Below are 12263 nucleotides of genomic sequence, written 5' to 3'. Positions count from 1 at the left end.
ATTACGAAATCAGGCTAGCCTTGACCAGCTTGGCCTGCTCATCGGCGTGGTACGAGGAACGTACCAGCGGGCCCGACGCGACGTTCTTGAAGCCCATCTTGTAACCTTCCTCGGCGAACCAGGCGAAGGTGTCCGGGTGAACGAAACGCTGTACCGGCAAGTGGCTGCGCGATGGTTGCAGGTATTGGCCGAGGGTCAGCATGTCGATGTCGTGTTCGCGCATGCGCTGCATGACTTCGATCACTTCCTCGTCGGTTTCGCCCAGGCCGAGCATCAGGCCGGATTTGGTCGGGATGTGCGGCATCATCTGCTTGAATTTCTGCAGCAGGGTCAGCGACCACTGGTAGTCCGAACCTGGACGCGCCGCCTTGTACAGGCGTGGCACGGTTTCCAGGTTGTGGTTGAACACATCCGGCGGCTCGGCGGCAGTGATTTCCAGCGCGACGTCCATGCGGCCACGGTAGTCCGGCACCAGGGTTTCGAGCATCACGTCCGGCGACAGCTTGCGGATTTCGCGGATGCAGTCGGCAAAGTGCTGGGCACCGCCGTCACGCAGGTCGTCACGGTCGACGGAGGTGATCACCACGTACTTGAGTTTCAGGTCGGCGATGGCGATGGCCAGGCTTTCCGGCTCGTTGACGTCCAGCGGCTTGGGCCGGCCGTGGCCGACGTCGCAGAACGGGCAACGACGGGTGCAGATGTCACCCATGATCATGAACGTGGCAGTACCGCCGGAGAAGCATTCGCCCAGGTTCGGGCAGGACGCTTCTTCGCACACGCTGTGCAGCTTGTGCTTGCGCAGCAACGCCTTGATACGGTCGACTTCCGGCGAGACCGGGATACGCACGCGAATCCAGTCAGGTTTTTTCGGCAGTTCGGTGGTCGGGATGATCTTGACCGGGATGCGTGCAACCTTCTCGGCGCCGCGCAGCTTGACGCCGGCTTCCACCTTGGCACGCGGGGCCTGGGCCGGACGTTCGGTGACGTCCAGCGTCGGGATCATGGTTTGCACTGCATCAGTAGTCATAATCAGTCGATTCCGCCCGTAAGGGTCGTCTGCTCAGCATAGTCGAGGTGTTTGACGAGCTGCGCACGCAGCCGGGTACTTACCTCGGCAAATTTAATCGGTGTGGCGTGGTCGCTCAACTGGGTCATCGCCAACCCGGCATAACCGCACGGGTTGATGCGCCGGAACGGCGCCAGGTCCATGTCCACGTTCAACGCCAGGCCATGAAACGAACAACCGTGGCGAATGCGCAGCCCCAGGGAAGCGATTTTCGCACCATCCACATACACACCGGGTGCATCGGGCTTGGCCACGGCGCTCACGCCGTAACTGGCCAACAGCTCGATCAGGCAAGCCTCCATACGGTTCACCAGGTCGCGCACGCCAAACCCCAGCTTGCGCACATCCAGCAGCAGATACGCCACCAGTTGACCGGGCCCATGGTAAGTCACTTGACCCCCTCGGTCGACCTGCACCACCGGAATATCACCCGGAAGTAGCAGATGCTCGGCCTTGCCGGCCTGGCCCTGGGTGAACACCGGCGGGTGTTCCACCAGCCAGATCTCATCGGGTGCCGAGGTGCCGCGCTCGTTGGTGAAGCGCTGCATCGCGTGCCAGACGGGCTCGTAGTCCATCCGGCCGAGCTCGCGAAAGCCCAGGACCTGTGGCATCACAGCACCATATGTACGAAGCCAGTGGCCCGCAGTTCGCTGTTGATGTCGTAAAGCTGGTCTTGACCGGTCGCAACGATGTGCAACTGGATCGTGGTGTACTTACCGTTGGTGCTCGAACGTTCATCCACACGGTTGTCGTTGATCGTCGCGTGTTTACGCACGATGTCGAGAATCTTGTCCTTGTTGCCCACACCGGTATCGCTGATCACCTTGACGGGATAATCCGTCACCGGGAATTCGATCTTTGGCGCCTTTACTTCTTTATCGGTCATGGCGTAACGGCCTCGTAAGCGTAAGCCGTGGCGACGGGCAAAGCCCCGCGTCGGATCAACACGGGGCTTTGCAGGTGCACACTTATCAGTTGAACAAGCTGTAGAAGAACAGGCGGATGCTATCCCACACGCGGCGGAAGATACCACCCTCGTCGACGGCGTCCAGGGCGATCAGGTCGGCACTGTGTACCACTTTATCGTCCAGCTTCACTTCGACCTTGCCGATCACGTCGCCCTTGGCGATTGGCGCAACCAGGTGCGGGTTCATGGTCATGCTGGCCGCGAGCTTTTTCAGCTGGCCTTTAGGCATGGTCAGGGTCAGGTCTTCAGCCAGGCCGGCCTTGACTTGCGAGGTCGTGCCTTTCCATACCGGCGCGGTCGCCAGTTCAGCACCCTTCTGATAGAAGGTCTGGGTTTCGAAGAAGCGGAAACCGTAGGTCAGCAGTTTTTGCGTCTCGGCCGCACGGGCCTGCTCGCTGTTGGTGCCGAAGACCACGGCGATCAGGCGCTGGCCATCACGCACGGCGGACGACACCATGCAGTAGCCGGCTTCTTCGGTGTGGCCGGTTTTCAGACCGTCGACGGTCTTGTCGCGCCACAGCAACAGGTTGCGGTTAGGCTGCTTGATGTTGTTCCAGAAGAATTCCTTCTGGGAGTAGATCGCGTAGTGGACCGGGTCGACACGAATGATCGCGCGCGCCAGGATCGCCATGTCGTGAGCCGACGAGTAGTGCTCTGGGTTCGGCAGACCGGTCGGGTTCATGAAGTGGCTGTTGGTCATGCCCAGGTCGGCCACGGTTTTGTTCATCATGTCGGCGAACGCGTCTTCGCTGCCGGCGATGTGCTCGGCCAGGGCGACGCTGGCGTCGTTACCCGACTGGATGATGATGCCGTGCAGCAGGTCGCTGACCGTCACCTGCGAGCCGACCTTGATGAACATCCGCGAACCACCGGTGCGCCAGGCGTTTTCGCTGACGGTCACCGGGTCGTTTTCGCCGATCTGGCCGCGACGGATTTCCAGGGTCGCGATATAGGCTGTCATCAGCTTGGTCAAGCTGGCAGGCGGCAGGCGCTGGTCACCGTTGTTTTCCACCAGCACGTTGCCACTGGCGGCATCCATGAGGACCCAGGCCTTGGCGGCCAGTTGCGGTGAAGCCGGCACCATTTCAACCGCCCAGGCGGCCGGGGTGATGATCAGCGAGATAAGCAGGCACGTGCGTTTGGCTAAGGTGATGATGTTCATCCGTCTCTCGAAATTACGTATGGAAACTTGCCCTCGCGGGCAAAACTTATTCAGACAGCCCGTTACCAGTCTGTCGCGTGTTCGGTTGCCTGCTCACCCCTTGCCCCTGGGTTTTATTGTTCAACGAGCCAACAACCAGGGCCCAGGCCCGCGCACGGACCTGAACCATCAATCCTTTACGGTTTATTCGGCGCTGACCACGCTGGGTTGCCCCAGGTTGGCCAGGCGCACGCTGTTCTGCACTTGCGCGACCTCGCTCGGCGAACCGATCGGGCCCATACGCACACGGTGCAGGGTCTGTTGATTACGCACGATGGAACTGATGAAGACCGGCGCATTGACCATACTGCTCAGCTTGGACCTTAACAGCTCTGCCGCATCCGGGTTGGCGAAAGCGCCCACCTGCAGGTATTGCCCACCGGCAGCCGAAGCACCCGGTGCGGCGCGAGGCACCACGACCGTGTCGGGCGCGTGCTGTTGCGCGGGTGGCGTCCACTGCTCGATCTTGCCGGTCGAGGCTGTGACTTGCGGTTGCGCGGCCTGCGGCTCGTTGAGCATCAACGGTGCCGGTTTGCCACGCTGGGCCCAGTATTGCGCGGGGTCGATCCCTTCGACCTTGACCCGCGCGGTGCCGGTTTCGGCATAACCGAGTTTCTTCGCGGCGGCGTAGGACAAGTCGATGATCCGGTCCGAATAGAACGGCCCGCGATCGTTGACCCGCAGGATCACCGTGCGGTTGTTGTCCAGGTTGGTCACGCGCACATAGCTGGGCAGCGGCAGGGTCTTGTGGGCCGCGCTCATGCCATACAGGTCGTAGACCTCGCCATTGGCGGTGTTCTGGCCATGGAACTTGGTCCCGTACCACGACGCCGTGCCCGACTGCACATAGGTCTTGGAGTCCTGCAGCGGGAAGTAGCTCTTGCCCAGCACGGTATAGGGGTTGGCCTTGTACGGACCGGTGTGCAGGGTCGGCGTGGCATCCGGGATTTTCGACACGTCGACGTCCCACCACGGCGCACCGTCTTTATGCGCGCGGTTGATGTCCAGGCCCGGCTGGGAACGAATAGCGGTGCCGCCGGACTTTTGCGTCGGCGCGCGGCTGGTGGAGCAACTGACAACCAGCAAGGACAACGCGGCAAACGCCACCAGCTTGAGCGGTTTTTTCAACGGCGATGCCCGCATTACTTGTTGCCCCGTGCTTGGACCAGCATGTCAGACAGTTGATGCACAGCCATGGCGTACATCACACTGCGGTTATAACGCGTGATTGCGTAGAAATTCTTCAGGCCCATCCAGTATTCAGGGCCGTTTTCGCCTTCCAGGCGGAAAGCCGTGACCGGCATATCATCGCGCAGCGCATCATGACTTGACCAGCCCAGCGCCCGCAACTCCCCGACCGTCTTGGCCGGCTCGATGCCCTGGGTCAGGCCGTCATCGGCGCGCTCGCCGCTCACGTCGGCACGGCTGACGACCGGTTCGCCGCTCACCCAGCCATGGCGCTTGAAGTAGCTGGCCACGCTGCCGATGGCATCGTCCGGGTTGCTCCAGATATTGATATGGCCGTCGCCGTCAAAATCCACCGCGTAGGCGCGAAAACTGCTCGGCATGAACTGCGGCAAGCCCATCGCACCGGCGTAGGAGCCTTTGAGGGTCAGCGGGTCGACCTGCTCTTCGCGGGCCAGCAGCAGGAATTCACGCAGTTCCTTACGGAAGAATTCAGCGCGGGGCGGGTAATCGAAGCTCAAGGTCGACAAGGCATCGATCACCCGGTAACCGCCAGTGTTGCGCCCGTAGAAGGTTTCAATGCCAATGATCGCGACAATCACCTGGGCAGGCACGCCGTATTCCTGCTCGGCGCGAGCCAGCGCGGCTTCGTGCTGGCGCCAGAAGTCCACGCCCCGGGCCACGCGGGCATCGGTCAGGAACATCGGGCGATAGTCCTTCCACTGCTTCACGCGCTCGGCCGGGCGGGAGATGGCATCCAGGATCGCCTGCTTGCGCTGGGCCTCGCGGAACACGCCCATCAGCTGTTCACCGGCGAAGCCATAGTCACGGGTCATCTCACCGACGAATTCGGCGACCTGAGGTGAGCCATCGTAGTCACCGGCCTGCGCTTCGTGCATGGCGCCCAGCAGCCCGATCAGGCTCATCCAGGACGCATGCCGAGTCGCCCAGCCGCGCAATACTTGCATTGACATCTTCACCTTATTCAAACCTGTGCGATCCATTTGCGATGCGTGTGAATCGACATCAAAACCCCAAACGCTGACAGCAATGTCACCAGCGAAGTTCCGCCGTAGCTAATGAACGGCAACGGCACCCCAACCACCGGCAAGAGGCCACTGACCATACCGATGTTGACGAAAACGTAAACAAAAAAAGTCATGGTCAACGAGCCCGCCAGCAATTTGCCGAACAACGTCTGCGCCTGCGCGGTGATCACCAGGCCACGCCCAATCAACAGTAAATAGATCAGCAGCAACGCGCAAATGCCCACCAGGCCGAACTCTTCGCCCATCACCGCAATAATGAAGTCGGTGTGGCTCTCGGGCAAAAAGTCCAGGTGCGACTGGGTGCCCATCAGCCAGCCCTTGCCAAAGACACCGCCGGAACCGATGGCCGCCTTCGACTGGATGATGTTCCAGCCGGTGCCCAGCGGGTCGCTCTCCGGGTCGAGGAACGTGAGAATCCGCTGCTTCTGGTAGTCATGCATAAAGAAGAACCACATGGCCACCGCCACCGGCACGGCAGCGGCGAGCACGCTGAGAATCCAGCGCCAGCGCAAGCCACCCATGAACAGCACGAACGCACCGCCCGCCAGGATCAGCAGCGATGTACCGAGATCCGGCTGGCGCACGATGAGGATGAACGGCACGCCGATCAGGATCAGGCTGATCCCCACATGCTTGAGTTGCGGCGGCAAGGTGCGCTTGGACAGGTACCAGGCGATGGTCGCCGGCATCAGGATCTTCATGAATTCCGACGGCTGGAAGCGAATCACCCCCGGAATGTTGATCCAGCGGGTCGCGCCCATGGCGTTGTGGCCCATCACGTCCACCACCACCAGCAACAACACTCCAGCGACGTACCCCAGCGGCACCCAACGCGCCATGAAACGCGGCTCCAGCTGGGCAATTACCACCATCGACAACAAGCCCAGGCCGAACGACGACGCTTGCTTGATCAGCAGGTCCCAGTTCTTGCCGCTGGCCGAATACAGCACGAACAGACTGCCGGCCGCCAGGGTCAGCAGCAGGATCAACAACGGGCCATCAATGTGCATGCGCTGCAGCAACGTCGCGCGGCGACGCATCACATCCTCACTGGAGAGGATGCGGTCAAAATTACTCTTCACTGGCCGTAACCTCGGTGCTTGAAGGGGGGCCGCCATATTCGGGCTTGAGCTTGCCGTCGTCGGTCAACAGCCAGGCATCCATCACTTGACGGACCACCGGCGCGGCGACGCCCGAACCGGACTCGCCGTTCTCGACCATCACGGCGACCACGATCTTCGGGTCGTCCGCCGGAGCGAAGCCGACAAACAGGGCGTGGTCGCGGTGGCGCTCCTGGACTTTGGAACGGTCATATTTTTCGCCTTGCTTGATCGCAACCACCTGGGCCGTACCGCTCTTGCCGGCAATGCGATATTGCGCGCCGATCGCCGCCTTGCGCGCCGTGCCCCGGGCGCCGTGCATCACCTGCTGCATGCCGTGGTTGACCTTGGTCCAGTCCGACGGGTCACGCAGCACAATGTCCGGGATCGGGTTTTCATCCACCGGCTTTTCGCCTTCGATGGTGCGGGCCAGGTGCGGACGGTTCCAGACGCCTTTGTTGGCCACCAACGCCGTGGCCTGGGCCAGTTGCAGCGGTGTCGCCTGCATGTAGCCCTGGCCGATGCCAAGAATCAGAGTCTCGCCGGGGAACCACGCCTGGCGGCGGGTGGCACGCTTCCATTCGCGCGACGGCATCAGGCCTGGGGATTCTTCGAACATGTCCAGGGAGACTTTCTGACCCAACCCGAACTTGCCCATGTAGGCCGACAGGCGATCGATCCCCAGCTTGTGGGCCAGGTCGTAAAAATAGGTGTCGTTGGACCGCATGATCGCGGTGTCCAGGTCGACATAGCCGTCACCGGTGCGGTTCCAGTTACGGTATTTGTGATCGTAATTAGGCAGCATGTAGTAGCCGGGGTCGAACACGCGACTCGACGCCGTGACCACGCCCGCATCCAGGCCGGCAATCGCTACCGCCGGCTTGATCGTCGAACCCGGCGGATACAGGCCGCGCAACACCCGGTTGAACAGCGGCCGGTCGATGGAATCGCGCAGCTCGGCGTAGGCCTTGAAGCTGATCCCGGTCACGAACAGGTTGGGGTCGAAACTGGGTTGGCTGACCATGGCCAGGACTTCGCCGGTACTCGGGTCCAGCGCCACCACCGCGCCACGGCGCCCGCCCAGGGCCATCTCGGCCGCTTCCTGCAACTTGATGTCCAGGCTCAGCACAATGTCCTTGCCCGGCACCGGATCGGTACGCTTGAGCACCCGCAACACACGGCCGCGGGCGTTGGTCTCGACCTCTTCGTAACCCACCTGGCCGTGCAGCTCGGGCTCGTAGAAACGCTCGATGCCGGTCTTGCCGATATGGTGGGTGCCGCTGTAATTGACCGGATCGAGGCTTTTCAGCTCTTTCTCGTTGATCCGCCCCATATAACCGACGGAGTGCGCGAAGTGCGGCCCTTGCGGGTAATGCCGCACCAACTGCGCCACCACTTCCACGCCCGGCAGGCGGAACTGGTTCACCGCGATCCGGGCGATCTGCTCTTCGGTCAGCTCGAACAGGATCGGCACCGGCTCGAACGGCCGACGCCCCTGTTTCATGCGCTTTTCGAAGATCGCCCGGTCTTCCGGGGTCAGTTGCAGCACGTCGACGATCACATCGAGAACCTGCTGCCAGTCGCCGGAGCGTTCGCGGGTCATGCTCAGGCTGAAGCTGGGCCGGTTATCCGCGACCACCACGCCGTTGCGGTCGAAAATCAGGCCACGGGTCGGCGGAATCGGCTGCACATGCACCCGGTTGTTTTCCGACAGAGTGGAGTGATAGTCGTACTGGATCACCTGCAGGAAATACAGGCGCGCGATCAACACCCCGATCAACGTCACTACCATGATCGCGCCAAAAACCACGCGCGAGCGCACCAGACGTGCGTCTTTCTCGTGGTCCTTGATGCGGATCGGCTGAGTCATCGGGAGGGGCGCAGACTATTTGTGGTAAGGGTGCCCGGACAGAACTGTCCAGGCGCGATACAGCTGTTCACCGATCAGAATCCTTACCAACGGGTGCGGCAACGTCAGCGCCGACAGCGACCAGCGTTGGTCCGCCCGCGCGCAGACTTCCGGCGCCAGCCCCTCGGGGCCGCCGACCATGAAGTTGACGGTGCGCGAGTCCAGGCGCCAGCGATCCAGTTCCACCGCCAATTGCTCGGTGCTCCAGGGCTTGCCGTGGACTTCGAGGGTGACGATGCGCTCGTTGGGACCGACCTTGGCCAGCATGGCTTCGCCTTCCTGACGGATAAAGCGCGCCACGTCGGCGTTCTTGCCCCGGGTATTGAGCGGAATTTCCACCAGCTCAAGCGACAGCTCGGCGGGCAGACGCTTGGCATATTCATGCCAGCCTTCTTCCACCCACTTGGGCATGCGTGAACCGACAGCGATCAGACGCAGGCGCACAGCCGTTCCTTATTCCTGGTCTTTGTTGAGCTTGTCGAAGTGCGCGTGGCCCACTTCCGGACTGTGGTGCTTGCCATCAGCGGCACGGCTCTGTTCGGCGCCTTTCCACAGACGCTCCAGGTCGTAGAACTGACGGGCGTTGGAGGTCATCATGTGAACGATCACGTCGTCCATGTCCAGCAGCACCCAGTCGCTGTCGCCCTTGCCTTCTTCACCCAGCGGCTTAACGCCCTGGGCTTTGACGGCTTCGCGCACTTTGTCGAGCATCGCGCCGATCTGGCGGTTGGAGGTACCGGTGGCGATGATCATGAAGTCGGTGATGCTCTGCTTGTCGCGCACGTCCAGCACCTGGATGTCCTGGGCCTTGACGTCTTCCAGGGCCGCCACGGCGACTTTCACCAGCTCTTCGCCAGCCAGTTCCGGGCCAACGTGGGCTTCAACCGGCAGTGGCGCGCTTTTGAAGGTGCCTTTGCGCTTAACTTTGCTTACGTCTTTGTTCGTCATATAAAACTCGTTTTGCTCGTATGTTCGGGCGCTCGCTGCACGACTGTTCGTGCGTTCAAGCGCGCCTTTTCAGTTCGACGCACGGTAAAGCCCGTGCGCATCGATGTAGGCCAGGACCGCGTCAGGCACCAGGAAACGTACCGACTTCCCGCTGGCCAGCAGTTGACGGATCTGGGTGGCGGACACCGCAAGCGGGGTCTGCCAGACGAATGCAATATTCCCGTTCGGCCCGGTCAGGGCCAAGGGGTCACTTACCGACCGCGCGGCCAGCAGGTTGCGCAAGGCATCCGGCGGTTCGCTGTCGGCATCCGGGCGTTGCAAAACCAGGATGTGGCAATGCTGGAGGAGTTCCTCCCAGCGATGCCAAGAGGGCAGGCCGCAAAATGCGTCCCAGCCCAAAAGCAGAAACAACTGGTCGTCCGCGGCCAACTCGGCACGCATCAGTTCCAGGGTGTCGACAGTGTAGGACGGTTTATCGCGCTTGAGCTCGCGGTCGTCCACCACCAGCGGCGGTATGCCAGCTACGGCAAGGCGCACCATTTCCAGGCGCTGCTGCGCTGACACCTGCGGCGTATCGCGGTGCGGCGGCCGGGCATTGGGGGTCAGGCGCAATTCATCCAGCGCGAGGGCATCCGCGACTTCCAGGGCACTGCGCAAATGGCCGATATGCACGGGGTCAAAGGTGCCGCCGAGCAACCCGATGCGTTTACCCATCAAGCGCGCACATGCCCGTCGCCGAACACTACGTACTTCTCGCTGGTCAGGCCTTCCAGGCCAACCGGGCCGCGTGCGTGGAGCTTGTCGGTGGAGATACCGATCTCCGCGCCCAGGCCATACTCGAAGCCGTCGGCAAAACGCGTCGAGGCGTTGACCATCACCGAAGCGGAGTCCACTTCGGTGAGGAAACGCCGGGCATCGCTGAAATGCTCGGTAACAATGGCATCGGTGTGCTTGGAACCATATTTGTTGATGTGCTCGATGGCCTGGTCCAGGTCGTCGACGATGCGGATCGACAGGATCGGCGCCGTGTACTCGGTGTACCAGTCTTGCTCGGTGGCTTCGATCACGTCCGCGCCGAGCAGCGCACGGGTGCGCTCGCAACCGCGCAGCTCAACGCCCTTGTCGCGGTAGATGGCAGCCAGCGGCGGCAGCACGCGATCGGCAATGCCGGCGTGCACCAGCAGGGTTTCCATGGTGTTGCACGGCGCGTAACGGTGGGTCTTGGCGTTGTCGGCGATGCGGATCGCCTTGTCGATGTCAGCGGCGATGTCGATGTAAACGTGGCAGACGCCGTCCAGGTGCTTGATCACTGGCACTTTGGCATCACGGCTGACGCGTTCGATCAGGCTCTTGCCACCGCGTGGCACGATCACGTCGACGAATTCCGGCATGGTGATCAGCGCGCCGACGGCGGCGCGGTCGGTGGTTTCCACCACTTGCACCACTTCGGCCGGCAATTCGGCCACGGCCAGGCCCTGCTGGATGCAGGCGGCAATCGCACGGTTGGAGTGGATCGCCTCGGAACCGCCGCGCAGGATGGTGGCGTTGCCAGACTTGAGGCACAGGCTCGCAGCGTCGATGGTCACGTTCGGGCGCGACTCATAGATGATGCCGATCACGCCCAGGGGCACGCGCATCTTGCCGACCTGGATGCCGGACGGCAGGTAACGCATATCGCGGATTTCACCGATGGGGTCAGGCAGCTTGGCCACCTGACGCAGGCCTTCGATCATGTCGTCGATACGCGCCGGGGTCAGCGCCAGGCGGTCGAGCAACGCCGGTTCCAGGCCATTGGCGCGGCCGTTGGCCAGGTCCAGTTCGTTGGCGGCGGTCAACTCGGAGCGCGAAGCATCCAGAGCATCGGCGGCGGCCAGCAAGGCACGGTTTTTCTGCGCGGTGCTCGCACGGGCGATCAACCGCGAGGCCTGACGGGCAGCGCGACCCAGGCGGGTCATGTAGTCAAGAACGGACTCAGTCATGGTCAGGGAGTCTTGGCAAAGAGGAAAGCGGCAGATTATAGCTGTGACGCCGCCCGACTGACAGCGGTGAGGGGCGGATGGTCGAAATGAACTGTAAAAACCTGGGGTTCAGCCGTAATTAAGGTAGGAGTTGTTATTATTCCGTCACATTTAGCCGTATTAACCCTGAAGGCCATGTCGAGTTTCACCCCCCAACTCCCTGCCAGCGCCCTGCCCGACCGCTTCTTCGACCGCGATGCACAACTGCTTGCGCGGGAATTGCTCGGCAAAATCATCCGTCATCGGGTCGGCGATCTCTGGCTTTCGGCGCGGATTATTGAAACCGAAGCGTATTACGTGGCCGAAAAAGGCAGCCATGCCTCACTGGGCTACACAGAAAAGCGTAAGGCTTTGTTTCTGGATGGCGGTCATATCTATATGTACTACGCCCGTGGCGGCGATTCGCTGAACTTCAGCGCCCAGGGCCCGGGCAATGCAGTATTGATCAAATCCGCCTATCCCTGGGTCGATGAGACCTCCGGCCCGGCCAGTTTGGCGCAGATGCTGCTGAACAACCCGGACGCCAATGGCAGGCCGCGCGCCTCGCAGAAGCTCTGCGCCGGCCAGACCTTATTGTGCAAGGCGCTGGGCCTGAAAGTGCCGATGTGGGATGCCAAGCGCTTCGACCAGGAGCGGCTCTATGTAGAAGACGTCGGCCAGGTGCCGATGCACATTATCCAGACCACCCGCCTGGGCATTCCCGGCGGCCGGGACGAACACTTGATGTACCGCTTCGTCGATGCAGGCTATGCGCCTTATTGCACGCGGAACCCGCTGCGCCGGGGCCAGGTCGAAGGCCGCGACTATTTTTTGATTTGAA

At 61.9% G+C, this 12263-nt stretch carries 13 protein-coding genes; 1 reads left to right on the top strand and 12 read right to left on the bottom strand.

The genetic code is table 11. From position 1 onward, the window contains the following. Position 1: 1 nt before the first annotated feature. The 12 genes from lipA to C5F70_RS28265 all read right to left on the bottom strand — a co-directional run bounded on the left by lipA (position 2) and on the right by C5F70_RS28265 (position 11404). On the bottom strand, positions 2–1003 hold the full coding sequence (gene lipA / locus C5F70_RS28320) for a lipoyl synthase (RefSeq protein ID WP_162231495.1): 1002 nt from the start codon (positions 1001–1003) through the stop codon (positions 2–4). Positions 1004–1029: 26 nt separating this feature from the next. Beyond that, positions 1030–1677: a lipoyl(octanoyl) transferase LipB gene (gene lipB / locus C5F70_RS28315; RefSeq protein ID WP_017848339.1), complete on the bottom strand. Its 648-nt coding sequence runs from the start codon at positions 1675–1677 to the stop codon at positions 1030–1032. Continuing rightward, positions 1677–1952, bottom strand: coding sequence for a DUF493 domain-containing protein (locus tag C5F70_RS28310; RefSeq protein WP_017848340.1), 276 nt, complete (start codon positions 1950–1952; stop codon positions 1677–1679). The genes lipB and C5F70_RS28310 overlap by 1 nt, the downstream gene beginning before the upstream one ends. A gap of 85 nt (positions 1953–2037) precedes the next feature. Next, positions 2038–3195, bottom strand: coding sequence for a D-alanyl-D-alanine carboxypeptidase family protein (locus C5F70_RS28305; RefSeq protein WP_017848341.1), 1158 nt, complete (start codon positions 3193–3195; stop codon positions 2038–2040). A 183-nt stretch (positions 3196–3378) separates the two neighbouring features. After that, positions 3379–4377 (bottom strand): septal ring lytic transglycosylase RlpA family protein, encoded by a 999-nt coding sequence (locus tag C5F70_RS28300; RefSeq protein WP_017848342.1) that lies wholly within the window; start codon positions 4375–4377, stop codon positions 3379–3381. Continuing rightward, positions 4377–5387, bottom strand: a complete 1011-nt coding sequence (gene mltB, locus C5F70_RS28295) for a lytic murein transglycosylase B (RefSeq protein ID WP_104904379.1) — start codon at positions 5385–5387, stop codon at positions 4377–4379. The genes C5F70_RS28300 and mltB overlap by 1 nt, the downstream gene beginning before the upstream one ends. Before the next feature lie 17 nt (positions 5388–5404). Then, positions 5405–6508, bottom strand: coding sequence for a rod shape-determining protein RodA (gene rodA, locus C5F70_RS28290; RefSeq protein ID WP_046482428.1), 1104 nt, complete (start codon positions 6506–6508; stop codon positions 5405–5407). 31 nt (positions 6509–6539) lie between these two features. After that, on the bottom strand, positions 6540–8438 hold the full coding sequence (gene mrdA, locus C5F70_RS28285; RefSeq protein WP_017848345.1) for a penicillin-binding protein 2: 1899 nt from the start codon (positions 8436–8438) through the stop codon (positions 6540–6542). Positions 8439–8453: 15 nt separating this feature from the next. Next, positions 8454–8921, bottom strand: a complete 468-nt coding sequence (gene rlmH, locus C5F70_RS28280) for a 23S rRNA (pseudouridine(1915)-N(3))-methyltransferase RlmH (protein ID WP_003176297.1) — start codon at positions 8919–8921, stop codon at positions 8454–8456. Between the two features lie 9 nt (positions 8922–8930). Continuing rightward, the gene (gene rsfS, locus C5F70_RS28275; RefSeq protein WP_003176298.1) at positions 8931–9425 is read right to left on the bottom strand and encodes a ribosome silencing factor; all 495 of its coding nucleotides are present in this window, start codon (positions 9423–9425) and stop codon (positions 8931–8933) included. A 69-nt stretch (positions 9426–9494) separates the two neighbouring features. Further along, entirely contained in the window at positions 9495–10139 is a 645-nt protein-coding gene (nadD, locus tag C5F70_RS28270; RefSeq protein ID WP_017848346.1) for a nicotinate-nucleotide adenylyltransferase, read from the bottom strand. Then, positions 10139–11404: a glutamate-5-semialdehyde dehydrogenase gene (locus C5F70_RS28265; RefSeq protein ID WP_046381926.1), complete on the bottom strand. Its 1266-nt coding sequence runs from the start codon at positions 11402–11404 to the stop codon at positions 10139–10141. The genes nadD and C5F70_RS28265 overlap by 1 nt, the downstream gene beginning before the upstream one ends. Positions 11405–11578: 174 nt before the next feature. Here C5F70_RS28265 and C5F70_RS28260 point away from each other — a divergent pair, with 174 nt between their 5' ends. Beyond that, positions 11579–12262, top strand: a complete 684-nt coding sequence (locus C5F70_RS28260; protein ID WP_104904378.1) for a DNA-3-methyladenine glycosylase — start codon at positions 11579–11581, stop codon at positions 12260–12262. Position 12263 lies beyond the last annotated feature (1 nt).

Origin of the sequence: Pseudomonas sp. LH1G9 (assembly GCF_002949975.1) — a bacterium.
Taxonomy (GTDB): Bacteria; Pseudomonadota; Gammaproteobacteria; order Pseudomonadales; family Pseudomonadaceae; genus Aquipseudomonas; species Aquipseudomonas veronii.
The sequence above is the reverse complement of the archived record's forward strand: the minus strand, read 5'-3'. Positions and strand labels throughout refer to the sequence as shown.